Genomic DNA, 19,651 nt, shown 5'->3' on the forward strand with positions numbered 1-19,651 from the left:
GTCGTGTGCACGCGGCCGTCAGACCGTGCCGCTCCTCGAAAGGAGCGCCATGCCCTTCTCGACGTTGAGCGCGGTGCGCACGCCCGACAGCGTGAGGCCGAGCTCGACCAGCGTGATCGCCACCGACGGCTGCATGCCGACGACCACGGTCTCCGCATCCAGCACGCGCGCCATGGCCGCCGTGTTGCCGATCATGCGGCCGATGAACGAATCGACCACGTCGAGCGACGAAATGTCGATCAGGACGCCGCGCGCTCCGTCTTTCACGATGCGGCTCGTCAGATCGTCCTGCAGCGCGAGCGCCAGGCGGTCATGCATGTCGACCTGAATGGTGACGAGCAGGAGCTTGCCCATCGTGAGAATCGGAATGCGTTCCATCGCTTGAGTCCCCGTTCAGTCGCTGTGCACGCGTGCGCGGCTTCGAATGGCGCGCGGCCGCGTCATTCGGCTTGCTGCGAATCGAAGCCGTCGCCCGCGCGCGCGCCGCGCGCCGCGTCGTGCGCGAGCCCCGCCGTCACCGACTTGCCGGTGCGCTGCAGCGCGACCACGAAGGCCGCCGCGAGCGTCGCCTTGGTCGTCACGTTGGACAGGTTCACGCCGAGATGCACGATGGTCTGCGCGATCTGCGGACGAATGCCGCTGATGATGCAGTCCGCGCCCATCAGCCGCGCCGCCGCGACGGTCTTGAGCAGATGCTGCGCGACCAGCGTGTCGACGGTCGGCACGCCGGTGATGTCGATGATCGAAATGGCGGCGCCCGTCTCGACGATCTTCTGCAGCAGGTTCTCCATGACGACCTGCGTGCGCGCCGAATCCAGCGTGCCGATCAGCGGCAGCGCGAGAATGCCGTCCCACAGTTGCACGACCGGCGTGGACAGTTCGAGCAGTTCCTGCTGCTGCCGCACGATGACCTGTTCGCGGCTCGCCTGGAACACTTCGGTGGTGTAGAGGCCGAGCTCGTCGAAGAGCGTGCTGATCATCCAGGTGAGATCGGCGAGCGTCGCGGGATCGCCCTTGAGCGTCCCACGCAGGCGCGTGAACAGCGGCTGCTTGAGCGAGAAGACGAACATCGCGGTCTCGACCGGCGTGAAGCCCTGACGCGCGCGCTGCGACGACATCTCCGCGAGAAACGCACGCACTTCCTGCCACGAGAGCGATTTGAAATCGACCCGCTCCGCCGTGCCGAGCGCCGTCATCAGAAGGGAGATGAACTGGGAGAACTGGTTACGCAGCTCCGCCTCGCCGACCAGCCCGCGCCGCGCGGCGATGGCGTGCTGTTGCGGAAGCCATTCCGTGAGCAGTTGCTCCTGGTTGTTGGTGAACAACTGGGCAAGCCGCATTCCGCCGACCATTTCCATGCCGAGATCCCTGTGCGAGTGATGTTTTCGCGGGCCTGACGCCCGGACGACTGATTGCTTTTTGCGCTCGGAATGTAGCACGCCATCCCGAAATTCGACAGTCCGAAAAGCCTTGATACGCAAGGCTTTCCGCGATTTGTTTCGTGCGCTCCGAGGCGTGCGCCGGGAGAGTCGGCAAATGCTTCCGGCCGTTCGCTGACGGCTGGACAAAGACCGGTCAAATATCCAGACGAAAGCCGATGAAAACGCGCGACTGGTCAAAAGGACGAGCGTTGCATTCCATGCCGTGTATAGCGGCGCAAATATTTTTTTGGCTGGCGGGAGATGCAATATTCGTTTCAGAAGTCCAACCGACACCGCGGAGCGCACATGGCCCAAACCATCCATCCCGTCGACGAAGTGCTGCCCATCGGCCAGATGCTCGCAGTCGGCATCCAGCACGTGCTCGTGATGTACGCGGGGGCAATCGCCGTGCCGCTCATCATCGGCGCGGCGTTGAAGCTGCCGAAGGATCAGATCGCGTTCCTGATCAGCTCGGACCTCTTCGCCTGCGGGCTCGTGACGCTGGTGCAGTGCATCGGCGTGTGGAAGTTCGGCATCCGCCTGCCGGTCATCATGGGCGTGAGCTTCGCGCCGGTCGGCCCGATGGTCGCGATGGCGTCATCCGGCGCGGGCATCACGACGATCTTCGGCGCGACCATCGCGGCGGGCGTGTTCGCGATTCTGATCGCGCCGTTCTTCGGGCGGCTGATGCGCTTCTTTCCGCCCATCGTCACCGGCACGATCATCCTCACCATCGGCATGACGCTGTTTCCGGTCGCGATCAACTGGGCGGGCGGCGGGCACGGCGCGGCGAATTTCGGCCAGCCCGCGAACCTGATGATCGCGTCCGTCGTGCTGCTCGCGATCCTGCTCATCAACAAGTATCTGAAAGGTTTCGTCGCGAACATCTCCGTGCTGCTCGGCATGGCGGTCGGCTTCGCGATCGCGCTGCCGATGGGCTTCGTCGATTTCTCGGGCGTCGGCCGCGCCGCGTGGTTCGCGCCGGTGCATCCGTTCGCGTTCGGCATGCCGCGCTTCGATATCGCGGCCATTGCGTCGCTGTGTCTCGTGATGGTCGTCATCATGGTGGAATCGCTCGGCATGTTTCTCGCGCTCGGCGATCTCGCGGGACGGCCCGTGTCGCGCATCGACGCCACGCGCGGCTTGCGCACGGACGGTCTCGGCACCGTGATCGGCGGCATCTTCAACACGTTTCCGCATTCGTCGTTTTCGCAGAACATCGGGCTCGTGGGCATTACCGGCGTGAAGAGCCGCTGGGTGGTCGCGGTGTCCGGGCTGATTCTGATGTCGCTCGGGCTGTTGCCGAAGCTGTCGAACCTGATCGCGTCGATACCCGTGGTCGTGCTCGGCGGCGCCGGCATCGCCATGTTCGGCATGGTCGCCGCGACCGGCGTGAAGATCCTGAGCAAGGTCGATTACGAGAGCAAGAACAATCTGCTCATCATCGCGATCAGCCTGGGCGTGGGCGTGATTCCGCTCGCCGCGCCGGGCTTCTTCGAGCACATGCCTAAATGGGCCGGCCCGCTCACGCACAGCGGCATCACGCTCGCCGCCGTGTTCGCGATCTTGCTCAACGCGCTGTTCAATCGCGGGCGCGCGGCCGACGAGATCGAGAAGGAAATCGCCGCCGAAATGCCGCTGAGCCTGCGTCATGGCGATACTGACACCGCCACGCGCGAGTAACTTCGCGTAGGGAGGAAGCGCACGGAACGATCGTCGCGAAACCACTACCATGTACGGTGACAGATGAACCACGCCCGACACAATGCGCGAAGTCCTCTGGATTGTCCTCGCCGCGATCGCCTTGCTGTACGCCGTCGCCCTGGCAGGCCTCTACTGGCTGCAGGGGCGGCTCGTCTATCCGCTGGAGCAGATCCAGGCGTTCAGGAACGATGAGCTCGAGAAGCATACGGATGCCGTCGTCATCAGAACGGCAGACGGGCTCGATCTGACCGTGCGCTACAGCGCGCCGTCACGGGAATCCGCGCCAACCGTCCTGCTCTTTCACGGCAACGGCGAAGACCTCACGCAACGCGGCCATATCGCGCTGGAGATGATCGAAGCGGGTTACGGCGTGCTGCTCGCGGAATATCGCGGCTATGGCGGTAACCCCGGCAAGCCGCACGAAGCGGGCCTCTATGCCGATGCGCGCGCCGCGTACGCCTTTGCAGCCGCGCGCTCGGATTCGATCGTGCTGCACGGCTATTCGCTGGGCTCGGGCGTCGCGGTGCAACTGGCGAGCGAAGCGAAAATCGACGCGCTGATACTCGAAGCGCCGTTCACCAGCATCGTCGATGTGGCGGCGAAGCGCTTTCCGCTCTTTCCCGTGCGCCAGCTCGCGCGCGACCGCTACGAGAGTCTCGCGAAGATCGCCTCGGTCGATGCACCGATCCTTATATACGGCGGCACCGCCGACGGCGTAATTCCTCCCGCGCATTTCCAGCGCCTGTTCGACGCCGCACGCGGCGACAAACGGCTCGCGCTGATCGAAGACGCCGACCATCTCGACGTCTGGGAGACGGGCGGCCGCGAACACGTCATGCCGTTTCTCGCATCGCTTCGGGGTGCGTCTAAGCCGCTTTCCTGCGCGGCTTCGCGAGCTTGAGCGTGATCCAGGTGGGCGCGTGATCGCTCGCGTGCGGCTCGCCGCGCACCCATTTGTCGACGCCCGCGCTTTCCAGCTTCTTTGCCAGATCGCGGCTCAGCAAAAGATGATCGATGCGCAAGCCCGAATTGGTCTGCCAGTGATTGCGGAAGTAATCCCAGAACGTGTAGATGCGCTCGTCGGGAAACTGCGTGCGCAATGCGTCGGTCCAGCCTTGCGCGAGCAGGTCCGCGTAGGCCGCGCGGCTTTCGGGCTGCAGCAGCGCGTCCTTGAGCCAGGAGCGCGTGTTGTAGATGTCCTCGTCGGTGGGCACGACGTTGTAGTCCCCCGCGAGCACGACCGGATGGCCGCTGTCGAGCAGGCTCTTCGCATGCGCGTTGAAACGCCCGAACCACGCGAGCTTGTAGTCGAACTTCGGCCCCGGCTGCGGATTGCCGTTCGGCAGATACAGACAGCCGATGACCAAGCCGCCCACGGCCGCCTCGATATAACGGCTATGCGTGTCGTCCTCGAAACCGGGCAGGCCGCGCCGGCTCAGCACCGGCTCCGCGCCTTTCGCAAGAATCGCCACGCCGTTCCATGACTGCTGTCCGTGCCACAGCGCGCCGTAGCCCGCGTTCGCGATCGCATCGGCGGGAAACTGCGCGTCGGTCGCTTTCAGTTCCTGCAGGCAAACGATATCGGGCGACTCACGTTCGAGCCATTTCAGGAGCGCGTCGAGCCGCGGACGGATGCCGTTGATGTTGAAGGTCGCGATTTTCACCCGGCGTGTCTCCGTCGATGGATCGGAATCGATCGTACACGCGTCGCAGTTTGCGTGCCGGCGATGACCGCGAGCGAGACAACGGAAAATCTGCGACAGTCACGCGAACTCCATCCTCCACCGCGCGATTCATGTCCGAAGGCTCCGCTCACTGGCAACGCAATCTGTACGTCTGCGTATTCGGCTCGTTCACCACCATCATGGCGATGACGCTGCTTCTGCCCTTTCTGCCGCTCTACGTGCAGCAACTCGGCGCGAGCTCGGTGGAATCGGCGGTGCAGTGGTCGGGCGTCGCGTTCGGCGCGACCTTTCTCGCGGCGGGACTCGTCGCGCCGCTCTGGGGACGTCTCGCCGACCGCTACGGCCGCAAGCCGATCCTGATCCGCGCGAGCCTCGGCATGGCGATCACGATGTCGCTGCTCGGCGTCGTGCAGTCGGTCTGGCAGCTCGTGGCGATCCGCTTTCTCGCGGGGCTGGTCGGCGGCTATGCGAGCGGCGCCATCGTGATGATCGCGACGCAGACGCCGAAGCATCGCACCGCGTGGGCGCTCGGCACGCACGCGGCGGGCATGATGGCGGGCAATCTCGTCGGGCCGCTCGTCGGCGGTCTGCTGCCGGGTCTGATCGGCATTCGCGCGACCTTCTTTCTCGCGGGCGGGCTGATCTTCTGCTCGTTCATCACGACCACGCTGCTCGTCAAGGAAGAGCGCCGCGCGCCCGGTCACGCGAAGAACACGCCGCGCGGCGGCTGGCGCGACGTGCCGCTGCTCACGCCCGTCATCGCGATGCTGCTGAGCGCGATGCTGCTGATGTTCGCCAACATGTCCATCGAGCCGATCATCACCGTGTACGTGTCGCAGCTCGTGAAGGACCCGAAGCAGGTCACGCTGGTCGCGGGCTTCGTCATGTCGGCCGCCGCGCTCGGCAGCGTGCTCGCCGCGCCGCGCGTCGGACGGCTGGCGGATCGCATCGGCGCGCCGAAGGTGATCGTCGTGTGTCTCGCGCTCTGCGGCGTGCTGCTGATTCCGCAGATGTTCGTCGGCAGCGGCACGCAGCTCGTCGTGCTGCGCTTTCTGATGGGCCTCGCGCTGGGCGGCCTCTTGCCCGCGATCACGAGCGTCGTGCGCCACAACGTGCCGGATCATGCGGCGGGCTATATCCTCGGCTACGCGACATCCGCGCAATACATCGGACAGGTGGCCGGACCGCTCGCGGGCGGTTTCATCGCGGCGCATGCGGGCATGCAGTCGGTCTTCGCGATGACGAGCGTGCTGATGTTCGCGGGCGCCGCGTTCAACGCGTGGGTGTTCCTGCGACGTTCACGCGCGCGCGGCGACGAGGACGCCGTGCGCGCGAGGTGAGACCTTACTTCTTCTCGCTGTCGAGATGCGCCATCTGCACGGCTTCGTATCGATCGCCCGCCGCCGCGCCCTTCGGCACGGCCGATTCGATCGCCGCGAGATCTTCCTTCGAGAGCTTCACGTCGAGCGCGCCGAGCGATTCCGTCAGACGATCGCGACGGCGCGCGCCGATGACCGGCACGATGTCGTCGCCTTGCGCGAGCACCCATGCGATCGCGATCTGCGCGACGCTCGCGCCTTTCGCATCGGCGATCTTGCGCAACGCATCGACGAGCGCGAGATTGCGTTCGACGTTGCCCTGCTGAAAACGCGGACTGTTGTTGCGCCAGTCGTTCGACTGCGCGGCGTCCTTGTTCCAGTGTCCGCTGATCAGACCGCGCGACAGCACGCCATACGCCGTAATGCCGATACCGAGCTCGCGGCAGGCCGGCAGGATCGCCTCTTCGATGCCGCGCGAAATCAGCGAATACTCGATCTGCAGATCGCACACCGGATGCACGGCCGCCGCCTTGCGGATCGTTTCCGCGCCCACTTCCGACAAACCCACGTGACGCACGTAGCCCGCTTCGATCATCTCCCTGATCGCGCCGACCGTGTCCTCGACGGGCACGTTCGCATCGAGCCGCGCGGGCCGGTAGATGTCGATATGCTCGACGCCCAGCCGCTGCAACGTGTACGCGAGCGCGTTCTTCACGGCGACGGGGCGTCCATCGAACGCGATGAAGTTGCCCTTCGGGTCGCGCATGCCGCCGAACTTCACGCTGAGGATCGCGGCGTCGCGACGCGACGGCGGCGCGCTCTTCAACGCCTCGCTGATCAGCATTTCGTTGTGGCCCATGCCGTAGAAGTCGCCGGTGTCCAGCAGCGTGACGCCCGCTTCGAGCGCGGCGTGAATCGTCGCGATGCTCTCCGCGCGGTCGGACGGCCCATACACGCCCGACATGCCCATGCATCCGAGTCCGATGACAGCGGTCTGCGGTCCGGCCTTTCCAAGTCTCGTTTGTTTCATGTTCGCTCTCTCCTGAAGGACGTGCGCCCTGAAATGCGCGCGATGCAGAGCATTATCGGAGCAAAATGCGCGTGCGATAATCCGCCTCAATGCGAATGGGCTGTGCGCCGATGCGAACAATGAACGAGCGATGGGTGAACGATGAGCGAACCGGATCTGTCGGACCTGCACGCCTTTCTGGCCGTCGCGCGCGCACGCGGCTTCCGGCAAGCGGCGTTGTTGCGCGGCGTGTCGGCGTCGTCGCTGAGCGAGGCGATACGCCGGCTGGAAACGCGCCTCGGCGTGCGCCTCCTGAATCGCACGACGCGCAGCGTGACGCCGACTGAAGCCGGTGAAAGACTGATCGAGCGTCTCGCGCCCGCGTTCGCGGAAATCGCCGGCGCGCTCGACGCCGTCAACGGCTTTCGCGACAGTCCGACCGGCACGCTGCGGCTGAACGTGCCGCGGATCGTGTCGCGCGAAGTGCTGCCGCCGATCGTCGCGCGTTTCCTGAGCGCGCATCCGGGCATCAAGCTGGAGATCAGCGCAACCGACATGTTCATCGACGTGCTCGCGGCCGGTTACGACGCGGGCATTCGCTACGACGAGCGCATCGAGCGCGACATGATCGCGCTGCCGATCGGCCCCCGCATGCAGCGCTTCGTCGCGGCCGCGGCGCCTTCGTATCTGGCCGCGCATGGCGAGCCGAAGCATCCGCGCGATCTGGTGAAGCACGCATGCATCGGACATCGCTTCGACAGCGGCGTGCTGGCCTCATGGGAATTCAAGCGTGGCAACGAAGTGATCCGCATCGCGCCGGAAGGGCCGCTCGTCACGTCGTCGATCGAGATCAGCCGGAGCGCGGCCATCGCCGGGCTCGGAGTCGTCTATACGTTCGACGAGTTCGTGCGCGCGGCCATCGACAGCGGCGCGCTCGCGCCGGTGCTCAAGTCATGGTGGCAAAGTTTCACCGGGCCGCGCCTCTATTACCCGAGCCGCGCGCACATGCCGGGGCCGCTGCGCGCGTTCATCGATTTCATTCGCACGGAGAACGAAGCGGCGAAGTAGGCATCGTCAGAACGGCACGTCGCCTTCGATGGTCGTGCGATACAGCTTGCGGCGCTGATCGTCGGGCGTGCCCGCCGCGAGATGCATGACCGAGCGGTTGTCCCAGAACACCATGTCACGCGCCTGCCATCGATGCCGATACACGAACCCGGGCTGCGTGCCGTGCGCGAACAGTTCCGCGAGCAGCGCGCGGCTTTCGTCCTCCGGCATGCCGATCACGCGCGTCGTGAAATGCTCGCTGACGAAGAGCGCGCGGCGTCCGGTCTCCGGATGCGTGCGCACGATCGGATGCGTCACCGCCCTGACCTGCGCGATCTGCTCCGCCGATAGATTCGGCCGCCACGGACTGCGCTTTTGCAACTCGGCATATTTGGCGAGATACGTATGCTCGGCCACGCGCCCTTCCACCGCGCGCTTCAGATGCGCGGGCAGCGAATCCCACGCGAGATGCTGATTCGCAAACAGCGTATCGCCGCCGATGGCCGGCAGCTCTTGCGCGTGCAGCATCGAACCGAGGCTCGGCTTGTCCTTATATGAGAGGTCCGAATGCCAGAAATGCCCGGCGTCGCCGAGACCGATCGGCTGGCCGTTCTCGACGATGTTCGACACGATCAGCACTTCCGGATATCCCGTGAGGCCGAACTGATGCAGCACGTGAATCTGCAGCGGACCGAAGCGCCTGCTGAAAGCGACCTGTTCGTCGGGCGTGATGCGCTGATCGCGAAACACGAGCACGTGATGATCCAGATGCGCGCGATGAATGCGCGCGAAATCCGCCGGCGAGAGCGGCCGCGTGAGATCGAGGCCGATCACTTCCGCGCCGAGCGGCGCATCGAACGGACGAATCTCGATGGATTGATCGGCGGCTGTGGCAGTGAGCGCGGATGTCGGGGCGGCGGTCTGAATCGTCACGATGGAAAAGATCACTTCGGGGAAGCGATCAATCTAACGCGCGGCGGGCGCGGCGGCAACGAAGCATCCGCGCTTTGGTTATGCGCCGCGGCGATAAACCCTCAGAACCGGTACGACACACCGATCTGCACCACCGGATACCAGCGATAGCGCCACGCCTTGTCGCTCAGTTCCTGCGCGCCCGAGCTTGCCACCGCGCCGGCATTCGCGCCCGCGAACTGCGCGAGCTCCGGCGACAAGGTGTAAGTCGTTTTCGGCACGCCATACGCGACACCGATATCGGCGATGAAACCGAAACCCTTGCCCACCGGATTGTGTCCGAAGCCGAAACCGAAGTACGGCATCGCGAGCGGATATTTGGCCGTCGCGGTCGAGCTTGCGCCGGGCGGCACCTGGTAGCGCTTGCCCTGGAACACGTAGGTGCCGTTGTCCTGCTGCGAGACGGCGGTCATCGTGTCGTCGTTGAAGCGCACGCCCGCCGTGATGCGCCAACCGCGACTCTCTAGCGGAAAGTAATCGAGGTAGATGCCGCCTTGCCGGAGACGCACATCGCCGTCGTAGCGATTGCCGCTGAGCGTGAAGCCCTTGTTGAAGTTCATGCCGTTGAAATCGGCGTGCACGCCGAAGCGCGATCCGAGCGCGAATGCCGCGCCAATGCCGATACCCTGCGTCCCGCCCTGCGTGTAGATCTCCTGCGCCTGCGCCGTCCACGAACACACGACGCCACCAACCATGAAAACCAAGGTCCGCTTTTTCATTCTCGTTATCCTTCGGGTGCATGTGCGATGACTCGCGCGCGCGAGCCGATACCTGCTTCCTTCGGTGACCTTCGATCGAGGCTTTCAGAAAAATAACGGCGAGACTGAATTAAGTATGTTGCACATCAAACAAATGACGGTTTGCGTGCGATTGCGCCATCGGGGCAAACGTTTAGCGAAGAGAGAAACCTCAGTCGTGGTCGGCGTCGAACGGCAATTCGACCTGCACCGGCTCGACGAAGCCGGGTTCGTCGCGTCCGGCGAGCGCGCTCACGCGCACGCCGAGCAGGCGGATGCGTCGGTCGAGCACGATGCGCTTCAGGCATTCCGTCGCCGCGCGGCGAATCTCGACCGGCTCGGCGGTCGCGGCCGGAATCGTCAGATCGCGCGTGACGGTGCGAAAGTCGTCGAAGCGCAGCTTGATGCCCACGGTGCGACCGACATAGGCCTTGCGCTGCAAGTCTTCGGCGACGCGCGTGCACAGGCGCGTGAACTCGAAGGACAGAGTCGCGCGATCGTGCTTCGGATGCAGGTCGCGCTCGAAGGTCGTCTCGCGGCTCATCGACTTGGGCGTCGAGCTGACGACCACGGGCCGATCGTCCTGCCCTTGCGCGATGCGCGCGAGCCACGCGGCATAGGTATGACCGAAATGCGTCTGCAGGAGACCGGGATCGGCGGCTGCGACATCGCCCACGGTGACGATGCCGAGAGCCGCGAGCTTTTCGTTCGCCTTCGGGCCGATGCCATTGACCTTGCGCGCGGCGAGCGGCCAGATGCGCGTCTGCAGGTCGTTCATCGTGAGGATGGTGAGGCCGTCGGGTTTGTCGAGCTCGCAGCCGATCTTCGCGAGCAGCTTGTTCGGCGCGATGCAGATGGAGCACGTGAGGCCGGTGGCCTCACGCACGGCGTCCTTCATGCGCTGACCGATCTCCGCGGGCTCGCCGGGCAGATCGCTCACGTCGATATAGATTTCATCGATGCCGCGATTCTCGATCTGCGTCGTGAAGGTAGCCACGGCCGCCTTGAAGAGCCGCGAATAATGGCGGTACGACTCGAAATCGGTGGGCAGCAGGATGGCGTCGGGCGCGAGCTGGGCGGCCTTCATCATGCCCATGGCGGAGAACACGCCGAACTTGCGAGCCTCGTAGGTGGAGGTGGTCACGACGCCGCGGCCCGCGTAGTCGCGCAGGCGGCGGAAGCGGCGCGTGCCGTCGGGAAGGGTTTCGGGCGTTGCGTCCCGTCCACCGCCGACGACCACCGCCATACCGCGCAACTCCGGATAGCGCAACAGCTCGACCGACGCGAAGAAGGCGTCCATGTCGAGATGCGCGATGCGGCGCGGAAGTGTGGCGACGAGGGATGGCGCGTCCATTGGAGCGGTCAGAACGACGCTGCGCGAGCGGTCGCACGCAAGGCATCGGCAGGAATGAACGCACGGGGCATGTGACGCGATTCACGGCACGCATTGCGCGATGCCGCCAGGACGGAAAAATGGCTTACTGTACATCCATACAGTGATTCGCGCTAGAGCCCGCGTTGCCGGTGCGCCGGCGCGGACTCATTCCGGCGTGCGCTTCTCGGCGAGCGCGCGGCGGCAGTCGTCGAACACCTGGCGCACCACGTCCGACTGATAGTTGAGGTCTTCGCTATCGAGAATTTCTTCGACGGCGTCGCGCGCCCAGTCCGCTTCGAGCAACGCGCAATGCTGCGTGGCGATCTCCCGGGCGATGGCCGCGAGCTTCGCGATGGTGAGCCAGTCGGCGAGCCGTTGATGCCGGTCGAGCCACTTGTGCGCGGCCTGCACATGGAACGAGGCAGCCGGCCAGTCGCCATTCAGGTAGAAAGCGCCGAGACTGCCGCATGTGAGCCAGCACAGCAACTCGACGCGGTCGCGGGCACTGAGGGTACGAGGCACATCATTCATGGCGGCCTTCACGAAAGACGATCGACGAATGCAGGGAACGCGCGCTGTTCCGTATGAAATCCCTAAGAAACAAGATATCACGGGATGGTGCGGCGCGGCAGTACCTACATGCGCGGCCATGCGCGAGGTGTGCGCTGGCCAACGATTGTCATAAGGAAGGGAAGCATCACACATGCCGCATCGCTCTCATTCGATGCTAATTCGCGCGGCATAACCTGAATTCCGTCGGCCACACACATCGGCCTTCTTTCACCGACGGGAGCACATCATGTTTGAACGTCTTTCGAAATCGCTGGACGGTCTCTTCTCCATCCGCGACGCCCACGATGCACACGACGCCTATCTCGCTTCTTCGAGCGATCTCGCCGATCTCGAACGGCGCATGCGTCAGGTGGAAACAGAGGATCACGACTACAGCATGCACTTCTGCGGCGCGCTCGGCCGGCATCACGACTCACCGTGAGCCGTGAGCCGCGACGTGCGCTACTTCGTTTCTTCCCGGTCAGCCTGGCCCGCCTGCCCGAGCATGACGGTCCAGCCGAGTCCACGCACGTTTCGAATAACACCCGCGCCGAATTTCTTGCGCACCGAATGGATCAGCACGTCGACGGCGTTGCTCTCCACTTCCTTGCCCCAGCCGTAAAGACGATCTTCAAGCTGGTCGCGCGAGAAGATCGTCCCGGGACGTTCGAGCAGCGCATGCATCAACGCGAATTCGCGCGCTGACAGCACGCCCGAGGTTTCGCCGCACGTGAGCGTGCGCTGGTCGAGATTGAGGTTGATCGAATCGTCGCCGAGACGCGAGACCGCATAGCCCGCCTTGCGCCGCAGCACCGCGCGGATGCGTGCGAGCAGCTCGGGCATGTCGAAAGGTTTCAGCAGATAGTCGTCCGCGCCGAGATCGAGGCCTTGCACGCGCGTATCGAGATCGTCGCGCGCGGTGAGGATCAGAACCGGCGTCGCGTTGCCCGCCGTGCGCGCCTGTCGCAAAAGCTCGATGCCAGTCATGCCCGGCAGGCCGAGATCGAGCAGCACCACAGTGTAGTCGGCGGCCGCAATCGCCTCGCGGCCCGCGTTGCCGTCACGCACCCAGTCGACCGCGTAGTCGGCATCCTTGAGCGCGCGCATGAGGCTCGTGCCGATCTGCACGTCGTCTTCGATCAGAAGAATTCGCATGTTCACCTCGGACTCTGGCGAAGCGCGAGGCGAAAGAGGATAGGCGCACGACCGGTCTCTTATGAGGTTCCACTGACCGGTGACGGGCGAAAACGCGCCGCGCAGCGAATGCATTGTAATCGGCGCAATACGGCGCGCAAATCCCTACTTGCTTCATGCGGGCGCCGTTGCTGCAGCGGCAACATTCTTGTCGACTTTTTCCACCGGAAATCCAATCGATGCGACGATGCCCGAGCCGCCGTCTCCGCGATTTCTGAGCGTCACGTCTCCGCCGTAACGCGCCGCGATCGCCTTGACGATGGAGAGGCCCAGTCCGCTGCCCTCGATATCCGGATTCGCGCGAAAGAAGCGGTCGAACACGCGCGGCAGCAAAGCCTCGTCGATACCCGGCCCCGTGTCGATCACGTCGACCCAGGCCATCTCGCCGTCTCGCCGCATGCGCAGATCGATGGTGCCGCCGTCGGGCGTATAGCGCACCGCGTTCGACACGAGGTTCTTCACCGCCATGCCGATATCCGTCTCGACCGCGCGCACGTGCGCGCTCACCATTTCCTCCGCGCCGATATCGAGCCCGCGCGCGATCGCGAGCGGCAGCACGTCGGCGACCGCGCCGGTCACGACTTCCGCGAGGTCCACGCGCGCGAGCGGCGCGCCTTCCATCGGCGCATCCGCGCGCGCGAGCCGCAACAGTTGCGTGATGAGCCCGCCGCTGCGCGCAATGCCGCGGCGCAGTTCCTGAAAGCGCTCCTGATTGCCGGCCACGATATGCGGCGCGAGATTGTCCGCCTGAAGCTGGAGCGCGGTGAGCGGCGTGCGCAATTCATGCGCGGCGTCGGCAATGAACTTGCGCTCCTTTTCGATGGCCTTCGCGAGACGCTCGATCATCGTGTTGATCGAATGAACGAAGGGCGCGATCTCGGCCGGCACGCCGATCGTCGGCAACGGCTGAAGATGTCCCATGTCGATGGCCTGCACCTCCGCGCCGAGCCGCTTCAATTGACGCAGCGAACGCCGCACGACCAGCACCACCGCGATCCACACGAGCGGCACGAGCACGGCGATCGGCCAGAGGGTGAGCGTCGCGGCTTCGGTGGTCAGTTCATGCCGCACCGACGAGCGCTGCGCGACGAGAATCGTCATGGTCGGCTCCTGACGCGTGAAAATGCGCCAGTGCTCGCCGTTGACCTCGACGCCGGAAAAGCCCGGTTTTTCGTCGCGCGAAAAATGCAGCGACGGGTCGGTCGTGCGGAATGGCAACCGCTCGTCCGGCTTCCATACGACGGCGACCACGTCGCGGTCGTCCTGCGTGCCGCGTGCGGGATTCTTCGGGAGACTGTCGGCGAGGCCGTCGCGAAGGCGCGCCGCCACCTGTTCGAGCCGCATGTCGAGCAGTGCGCTCATGCCGGTCTTGCTCAACTGATAAGAACTCACGCCCTGCACGATCCCGATCACGGTCACGAGCAGACCCAGCGCGACGACCAGTTGATTCTGCAGTGATTTGATCATTCGAGCCTGCCGGGTCGGAATGGAACGGGGCGTTTCGCCTGCCCGTTCGATTCTAGGCGACATTCCCGGAGATTTCGGTCTGAAAGACGACAAGTGCATGACAGGTTCGCGCGCGGTGCGAGAAAAAAGCCGCCGGTCCGTCGGGACCGGCGTCAAGGCTGAGGAGAAGTTACGAGAACGTGAAACGGGCCCGGATAGCTCGGGAAAGCACCGCCCGTCCACGAAAACAAGCGTAGGCGCGAAGAATTAGCGTTGAATGAGCGCGCCCGGAGTCTCGGCGAAGCCACGCCCAGCAGCGTTTCCCGTGCCGGGATAACATTGCACCCGGCGCATTTTCATCGGCGACATTGCTTCGGCTGCAAGGAAACTGCAAGCCTGCGGGCATCGCCGCCGCATTTCCATCTATCGTGCTCGGCCCGCTTGCGCGCATCGTCGTCGGTTGCGCGGCGGGCGCTTTGCACTTCAAAAACGCATGTCACAGAACAAGACTACCGTCCGTCCTCTCGTCATCGGCGCCGTGATGGCCTCCATGGCCATGGTCGCGGTCGAGGCCACCATCGTCTCGACCGCAATGCCGCAAATCGCCACGCAACTCGGCGGCCTCAATCTATATAGCTGGGTGTTTTCCGCGTTCCTGCTCACGCAAACGGCGCTCACCGTCGTGTTCGGCAAGATCGCCGATCTCTACGGACGCAAGCCCGCCATGCTCGTCGGCATCGCTATCTTTCTGGCGGGTTCGGTGCTCGCGGGCTTCGCCTGGTCGATGCCCGCGATGATCGTGTTCCGCCTGATTCAGGGCATCGGCGCGGGCGCGATCCAGCCGGTCGCGCTGACGGTGGTCGGCGATCTCTATCCGGCGCGCGAGCGCGGCAAGGTGCAGGGCTATCTCGCGAGCGTGTGGGCCGTCGCCGCCGTCGTCGGGCCGATGATCGGCGGCCTCCTGATCCGCGAACTCTCGTGGGCGTGGATCTTCTGGATCAACGTGCCGATCGGCATTCTGGCGGCGCTGCTGTTCACGCTTTTCCTGCACGAGGAAAAGCGTCACGACCGGCCCGCGATCGACGTCGCCGGCGCGTTCTTCTTCACCACCGCCGTCGCCGCGCTGATGATGGCGCTCACCGACGCGGGCCACGCCAGCAACGTGCGCGTCGGCGTGGAGATCGCGGTGCTGGTCATTGCCATCGTCTGCTTCGTGATGCAGGAGCGCCGCGCCGCCGATCCGATGATCTCGTTCAAGCTATGGTCGCATCGTCCGATCGCGGCGAGCAACGTCGCGACGCTGCTCGCAGGCATGGCGATGATGGGCCTGACCACCTTCCTGCCAATGTACGTGCAGGGCGTCCTGCACCGCACGCCTGTCGAAGCCGGCCTCGCGCTCACGATGATGATGATCGGCTGGCCGAGCGGCGCGACCTTCACGTCGCGCACGTTTCACCGCATCGGCCTGAGGCGTCTGCTGATGATCGGCCCGGTGTTCATTCCGCTGGGCGCGCTGCCGTTCGTGCTGCTCGATCCGCAATCGAGCCCGGTCTGGGCGGGCGTGGGCTCGGCGGTGCTGGGCTTCGGCATGGGCATCACGAGCGTGTCGTGCCTGATCCTGATTCAGGAAATCGTGCAGCCGTTGCAGCGCGGCAGCGCGACCGCATCGAACCTGTTCTCGCGCAATCTCGGCAACACGCTGGGCGCGGCCGTGTTCGGCGCGGTGCAGAACTTCGGTCTCACGCACACCGAAGGCCTGCCGCCCGTGCATGCCGATCAGCTCAGGCAGTTGCTTACCGCCGTGCCCGGCAACTTCGCGGCCAACGACGAAATCCGCCTCGTGCTGCATCACGCGCTGCATCTGACCTTCACGGCGATGTTCGTGATCGCGCTCGGCGCCGTCGTCTCGATGCTGTTCATGCCGGCCGTCGACATCGGCCGCGCGAAAGACAGCGCCGATGCGAAAAAGGCCGCGAAAAGCGCGGCGAATCAGGCATTCCACTGAGAGCGCCGCGCGATGTTATCGACGCAGTACATCAGCCGCATCACGCTGTTGCGCGACAAGGCGCCGTCCTTCGACGCCTATCCGTTCTCGCTGCCTTCCGTGCGCGCGCTCGATACGCTGGAGCCGCACCCGAAGGTCACGTTTCTGGTCGGCGAAAACGGCTCCGGCAAATCGACATTGCTCGAAGCGATCGCGGTCTCGATGGGCTTCAATCCCGAAGGCGGCACGAAGAACTTCCGCTTCGGCACGCGTGCATCGCATTCTCCGCTGCATGAATATCTGCGCATCGCGAAAGGCTTCAAACGGCCGCGCGACGGCTTCTTTCTGCGCGCGGAGAGCTTCTTCAACGTGGCGACCCAGATCGAGCATCTCGACGACGAGCCCGGCTTCGGTCCGCCGATCATTACGTCTTATGGCGGCAAGTCGCTGCACGAGCAATCGCATGGCGAGTCGTTTCTCACGCTGCTGATGGAGCGCTTCGGCGGACAGGGACTCTATCTGCTCGACGAACCCGAAGCCGCGCTTTCCCCGCAGCGCCAGCTCGCCGCGCTCGCGCGCATCCACGATCTGGTCCGTGATGATTCACAGTTCATCATCGCCACGCATTCGCCGATTCTGATGGCGTATCCCGACGCGTGGATCTATGAATTCACCGCGAACGGCATCGAGCGTGTCGCCTATGAAGACACCGAGCACTTCAAGGTGACGCGCGCGTTTCTCGCGAATCCCGGGCGCATGCTGCGCGAACTCTTCGATAGCGAACGCTGAACGCGTCCCGACGGCGACGTCATCGACGCCGGCGAGACGCGCACGATGACGCTCAGTCCTGCGCCTGAATGAGCGCGCTTTCCTTCGACTTCGCCATGCTCGTGTTTTCCACCGCCTGATTCGCGTCCTGCGCGATGTTCTGCGCGTTCATGCCTTGCTGCGATGCGGGCGCGCCCGTCGCCGGCGAATAATACGGCGCGGGGCCGTAGCCGCTGGCGAGTGCATAGGAAGCGCCCGCGAGCGCCGCGACGAAGACGATGCCTTTGAGATTGCCGATCATGATAGTGCTCCTGAGGGTTTCACATAACCACTTCATCGGCCTCATTGCACTGCCTGCCAGCAACCGGACCTTCTGAAATGTGCACGCAGTCTACGTGCGTGAAAGGCTGCTGAAATCCCCTCAAAAGCACGGATAGGAATGGATGGATTCGCCGTTCATGTATGAAGCGCATTGTGCATTCATACGTTGTCCTCGACACTCACCGACACCGCGCCCGCGTTGATCGTCAGACGCGTGCGCTTTTGCAGCGGGCTTTGCGGCGCGCTGCCGTCGGCGTTGAGCAACTTCATCTTGTTGAAGATGGCGATGAACTGCGTCGGCGTGACTGTCGCCGTCGCATAGCCGATGCCGTCATGGTCCGCATACAGCATGTCCGGATTGTTCTGGCGGATGAAGGTATCGAACACCGCCGACGAACTGAAGAGCGATGCGAGCGGCATGCCCGCAGCATAGGTCTTCACGTCTTCAAAGAACGGCTGGCTGCTCATGCCCGCGGACATCAGATCGATCATGACGGGCGTGCCAGTCGAGGGATTCGGCACGTCGCGCACGATGCCCGCCTGGAACGCATGCAGGTCGCCCGTGATCGCGACGAGATTGCCGATGCCCTGCGCCTTCACGAACGACATGAGATCGGCCTTGTGCGACGGATAGCCGTCCCACGCGTCGCAATCGAGCACGAAGACCGTGTTACCGGGCGCGGGCGCGAGCGAGCTGAGATCGAGCCACATGCGGTTCATCATCACTTCGTTGCCCCACACCTTCCAGGTCGATGTCGATGCCTTCAGCGTGTCCTTCCACCATTGCGTCTGCGTGGGACCGAGAATCGACGGCACGCGCCCGAGGCGCTGCGTGTCGAGCGCCTCGAATTGCGCGAGGACCGCTTGCGGCACGAAGTAGCGCGAGCCGACCTGATCGTTGCCGTTCACCGGATCGTGCCCGAGCGCCTGCGCGATGGCTGCTTCGCTGACGACGTGATCGTCGCGATAAAGGCGCTCGTCGGTCATCACGAGATGGATCAGCGAGCCGAAGTGAAAGTCGCGATAGATGCGGATGTTGTCATAAGCCGCATTGTTGAGATCGAACGACACGTCGCCCCAGTCGACCGGCAGATATTCGGCCCACGCCTGATTCGCGTTGCGGCGGCGCGCGGTCTGCTGAAGATTCGCGTTCGTGTAGGTCTGATGGTCCTGCCAGCAGTCGTCGGAGAACTCGTGATCGTCCCAGACGGCGATCACCGGAAACCGCGCATGCACGTTCTGCAAGCGCGCATCGCCGCGATACGTGCGATAGAGCGTGCGGTAATCGTTGAGCGTGTTCGCGTATTTGCCGCCGCTGGGCGAAGGCAGCCCATCGGGCAGCGTGATCGCAGGATGCGCGGGCTCGACGCCGCCCGCCGGCGCGCTGAAACCCGCCTCGTAGATGTAGTCGCCCAGATGCACGACGAAGTCAATATCGGTCTCGGCGGCGAGCAGCGTCATGCCCTGCCAGTGGTTCGCGCTCCAGTTCTGGCACACGAACCACGCGAAGCGCACTTGAGGGATCGCCTCGTTCGCGGCGGCGGCCGTGAGCGTCGTGCCCGTCGCGCTGATATCGCCGCCCGCGACGAAGCGGTAGTAGTAGGTCGTCTTCGCGGCGAGGCCGGTGACCTTGGCGCGCACGGTGAAGTCGTAATCGGCAATCGCGCTGAGCGGCACGCTCGCCACCAGTTGTGAGAAGTTCTGCTGCGCCGATACCTGCAGGGTCACGGCGACCGGCGACGTAGAAGCCGCATTGTCATTGGTGACGCAACGGGTCCAGAACACCACCGACACATCGCGCGGATCGCCGCTCGCGACGCCCTGCGGGAACGCGAATGCGCCCGCGGGCGGCGGCGTCGGGCCGCTTCCGCCGGAACCGCCGCCGTTGTCGTTGTCGTCGTGACCATGGCAGGCGGCGAGCGTGCCGGACGCGGCCGCCACGGTGTAGAACGCGGACAGGGAAAGGAAACGGCGACGGTCCATGAGAGCCTCCTTGAACGTACGTTCGGGCGTACGTTTGGGTTAGACGCGAGGCAGGAGAACGCTGGATGCGTCGGCCGGGACGACGGATAAGCGCGGCTCTCTTTCGAAACTGAAATGCTTACAAACTATAAATC

19 protein-coding genes are annotated in these 19,651 nt (G+C 64.5%); 7 read left to right on the top strand and 12 right to left on the bottom strand.

The features are described from left to right. Positions 1-18: 18 nt before the first annotated feature. Together AWB79_RS31980 and AWB79_RS31985 are read right to left on the bottom strand one after the other, a co-directional pair. Complete coding sequence (locus tag AWB79_RS31980; protein WP_061171454.1) at positions 19-378, bottom strand: STAS domain-containing protein; 360 nt, start codon at positions 376-378, stop codon at positions 19-21. A gap of 62 nt (positions 379-440) precedes the next feature. Then, entirely contained in the window at positions 441-1,358 is a 918-nt protein-coding gene (locus AWB79_RS31985; protein ID WP_061171455.1) for an STAS domain-containing protein, read from the bottom strand. Positions 1,359-1,727: 369 nt separating this feature from the next. Between AWB79_RS31985 and AWB79_RS31990 the strand changes: the two genes are divergently transcribed. Together AWB79_RS31990 and AWB79_RS31995 are read left to right on the top strand one after the other, a co-directional pair. Then, on the top strand, positions 1,728-3,104 hold the full coding sequence (locus AWB79_RS31990; RefSeq protein ID WP_061171456.1) for a nucleobase:cation symporter-2 family protein: 1,377 nt from the start codon (positions 1,728-1,730) through the stop codon (positions 3,102-3,104). 82 nt (positions 3,105-3,186) lie between these two features. Then, on the top strand, positions 3,187-4,026 hold the full coding sequence (locus tag AWB79_RS31995) for an alpha/beta hydrolase (RefSeq protein ID WP_061171457.1): 840 nt from the start codon (positions 3,187-3,189) through the stop codon (positions 4,024-4,026). Here AWB79_RS31995 and AWB79_RS32000 read toward each other — a convergent pair. Beyond that, the gene (locus tag AWB79_RS32000) at positions 3,992-4,789 is read right to left on the bottom strand and encodes an exodeoxyribonuclease III (protein WP_082862534.1); all 798 of its coding nucleotides are present in this window, start codon (positions 4,787-4,789) and stop codon (positions 3,992-3,994) included. The genes AWB79_RS31995 and AWB79_RS32000 overlap by 35 nt on opposite strands. 131 nt (positions 4,790-4,920) lie before the next feature. Here AWB79_RS32000 and AWB79_RS32005 point away from each other — a divergent pair, with 131 nt between their 5' ends. Continuing rightward, positions 4,921-6,150, top strand: a complete 1,230-nt coding sequence (locus tag AWB79_RS32005) for an MFS transporter (RefSeq protein WP_061171459.1) — start codon at positions 4,921-4,923, stop codon at positions 6,148-6,150. Between the two features lie 4 nt (positions 6,151-6,154). Here the strand turns inward: AWB79_RS32005 and AWB79_RS32010 are convergent, their stop codons facing one another. Next, positions 6,155-7,159, bottom strand: coding sequence for an aldo/keto reductase (locus AWB79_RS32010; protein WP_061171460.1), 1,005 nt, complete (start codon positions 7,157-7,159; stop codon positions 6,155-6,157). 141 nt (positions 7,160-7,300) lie between these two features. Here AWB79_RS32010 and AWB79_RS32015 point away from each other — a divergent pair, with 141 nt between their 5' ends. Continuing rightward, a complete protein-coding gene (locus AWB79_RS32015; RefSeq protein ID WP_061171461.1) occupies positions 7,301-8,206 on the top strand; it encodes a LysR family transcriptional regulator in 906 nt (301 codons plus the stop codon). 6 nt (positions 8,207-8,212) lie between these two features. Here AWB79_RS32015 and AWB79_RS32020 read toward each other — a convergent pair whose 3' ends face one another. The 4 genes from AWB79_RS32020 to AWB79_RS32035 form a co-directional block, all read right to left on the bottom strand. Beyond that, a complete protein-coding gene (locus tag AWB79_RS32020) occupies positions 8,213-9,130 on the bottom strand; it encodes a TauD/TfdA dioxygenase family protein (RefSeq protein WP_374728579.1) in 918 nt (305 codons plus the stop codon). Between the two features lie 89 nt (positions 9,131-9,219). Further along, positions 9,220-9,876 carry a hypothetical protein gene (locus tag AWB79_RS32025; protein ID WP_061171462.1) on the bottom strand — a complete coding sequence of 219 codons (657 nt, stop codon included), beginning with the start codon at positions 9,874-9,876 and terminating at the stop codon, positions 9,220-9,222. 190 nt (positions 9,877-10,066) lie between these two features. After that, a complete protein-coding gene (gene dinB / locus AWB79_RS32030; RefSeq protein WP_061171463.1) occupies positions 10,067-11,248 on the bottom strand; it encodes a DNA polymerase IV in 1,182 nt (393 codons plus the stop codon). A gap of 186 nt (positions 11,249-11,434) precedes the next feature. After that, on the bottom strand, positions 11,435-11,800 hold the full coding sequence (locus tag AWB79_RS32035; protein WP_061171464.1) for a hypothetical protein: 366 nt from the start codon (positions 11,798-11,800) through the stop codon (positions 11,435-11,437). A gap of 268 nt (positions 11,801-12,068) precedes the next feature. On the opposite strand from AWB79_RS32035, the gene AWB79_RS32040 reads away from it, so the two are divergent. Continuing rightward, a complete protein-coding gene (locus AWB79_RS32040; protein WP_061171465.1) occupies positions 12,069-12,263 on the top strand; it encodes a DUF3563 family protein in 195 nt (64 codons plus the stop codon). A 20-nt stretch (positions 12,264-12,283) separates the two neighbouring features. On the opposite strand, the gene AWB79_RS32045 is transcribed toward AWB79_RS32040, so the two are convergent. Both AWB79_RS32045 and AWB79_RS32050 read right to left on the bottom strand, forming a co-directional pair. After that, a complete protein-coding gene (locus tag AWB79_RS32045; protein ID WP_061171466.1) occupies positions 12,284-12,976 on the bottom strand; it encodes a response regulator transcription factor in 693 nt (230 codons plus the stop codon). A 153-nt stretch (positions 12,977-13,129) separates the two neighbouring features. Next, the gene (locus AWB79_RS32050; RefSeq protein ID WP_061171467.1) at positions 13,130-14,482 is read right to left on the bottom strand and encodes a sensor histidine kinase; all 1,353 of its coding nucleotides are present in this window, start codon (positions 14,480-14,482) and stop codon (positions 13,130-13,132) included. Between the two features lie 472 nt (positions 14,483-14,954). Here AWB79_RS32050 and AWB79_RS32055 point away from each other — a divergent pair, with 472 nt between their 5' ends. Continuing rightward, entirely contained in the window at positions 14,955-16,466 is a 1,512-nt protein-coding gene (locus AWB79_RS32055) for an MDR family MFS transporter (protein ID WP_061171468.1), read from the top strand. Between the two features lie 12 nt (positions 16,467-16,478). Then, complete coding sequence (locus AWB79_RS32060) at positions 16,479-17,234, top strand: AAA family ATPase (RefSeq protein WP_061171469.1); 756 nt, start codon at positions 16,479-16,481, stop codon at positions 17,232-17,234. A 52-nt stretch (positions 17,235-17,286) separates the two neighbouring features. Here the strand turns inward: AWB79_RS32060 and AWB79_RS32065 are convergent, their stop codons facing one another. Next, positions 17,287-17,514 (bottom strand): hypothetical protein, encoded by a 228-nt coding sequence (locus AWB79_RS32065; RefSeq protein WP_061171470.1) that lies wholly within the window; start codon positions 17,512-17,514, stop codon positions 17,287-17,289. A 179-nt stretch (positions 17,515-17,693) separates the two neighbouring features. Continuing rightward, complete coding sequence (locus AWB79_RS32070) at positions 17,694-19,517, bottom strand: alkaline phosphatase D family protein (RefSeq protein WP_061171471.1); 1,824 nt, start codon at positions 19,515-19,517, stop codon at positions 17,694-17,696. Positions 19,518-19,651 lie beyond the last annotated feature (134 nt).

This window comes from Caballeronia hypogeia (assembly GCF_001544875.2).
Classification (GTDB): Bacteria; Pseudomonadota; Gammaproteobacteria; order Burkholderiales; family Burkholderiaceae; genus Caballeronia; species Caballeronia hypogeia.

What these genes read in the sequence shown, in the direction of transcription:
- AWB79_RS31985 (WP_061171455.1), bottom strand. Translation starts at nt 1,358, where the DNA reads ATGGAAATGGTCGGCGGAATGCGGCTTGCCCAGTTGTTCACCAACAAC.
- AWB79_RS31990 (WP_061171456.1), top strand. Translation starts at nt 1,728, where the DNA reads ATGGCCCAAACCATCCATCCCGTCGACGAAGTGCTGCCCATCGGCCAG.
- AWB79_RS32055 (WP_061171468.1), top strand. Translation starts at nt 14,955, where the DNA reads ATGTCACAGAACAAGACTACCGTCCGTCCTCTCGTCATCGGCGCCGTG.
- AWB79_RS31995 (WP_061171457.1), top strand. Translation starts at nt 3,187, where the DNA reads ATGCGCGAAGTCCTCTGGATTGTCCTCGCCGCGATCGCCTTGCTGTAC.
- AWB79_RS32035 (WP_061171464.1), bottom strand. Translation starts at nt 11,800, where the DNA reads ATGAATGATGTGCCTCGTACCCTCAGTGCCCGCGACCGCGTCGAGTTG.
- AWB79_RS32040 (WP_061171465.1), top strand. Translation starts at nt 12,069, where the DNA reads ATGTTTGAACGTCTTTCGAAATCGCTGGACGGTCTCTTCTCCATCCGC.
- AWB79_RS32025 (WP_061171462.1), bottom strand. Translation starts at nt 9,876, where the DNA reads ATGAAAAAGCGGACCTTGGTTTTCATGGTTGGTGGCGTCGTGTGTTCG.
- AWB79_RS32005 (WP_061171459.1), top strand. Translation starts at nt 4,921, where the DNA reads ATGTCCGAAGGCTCCGCTCACTGGCAACGCAATCTGTACGTCTGCGTA.
- dinB (WP_061171463.1), bottom strand. Translation starts at nt 11,248, where the DNA reads ATGGACGCGCCATCCCTCGTCGCCACACTTCCGCGCCGCATCGCGCAT.
- AWB79_RS32050 (WP_061171467.1), bottom strand. Translation starts at nt 14,482, where the DNA reads ATGATCAAATCACTGCAGAATCAACTGGTCGTCGCGCTGGGTCTGCTC.
- AWB79_RS32065 (WP_061171470.1), bottom strand. Translation starts at nt 17,514, where the DNA reads ATGATCGGCAATCTCAAAGGCATCGTCTTCGTCGCGGCGCTCGCGGGC.
- AWB79_RS32010 (WP_061171460.1), bottom strand. Translation starts at nt 7,159, where the DNA reads ATGAAACAAACGAGACTTGGAAAGGCCGGACCGCAGACCGCTGTCATC.
- AWB79_RS32060 (WP_061171469.1), top strand. Translation starts at nt 16,479, where the DNA reads ATGTTATCGACGCAGTACATCAGCCGCATCACGCTGTTGCGCGACAAG.
- AWB79_RS32070 (WP_061171471.1), bottom strand. Translation starts at nt 19,517, where the DNA reads ATGGACCGTCGCCGTTTCCTTTCCCTGTCCGCGTTCTACACCGTGGCG.
- AWB79_RS32045 (WP_061171466.1), bottom strand. Translation starts at nt 12,976, where the DNA reads ATGCGAATTCTTCTGATCGAAGACGACGTGCAGATCGGCACGAGCCTC.
- AWB79_RS32015 (WP_061171461.1), top strand. Translation starts at nt 7,301, where the DNA reads ATGAGCGAACCGGATCTGTCGGACCTGCACGCCTTTCTGGCCGTCGCG.
- AWB79_RS31980 (WP_061171454.1), bottom strand. Translation starts at nt 378, where the DNA reads ATGGAACGCATTCCGATTCTCACGATGGGCAAGCTCCTGCTCGTCACC.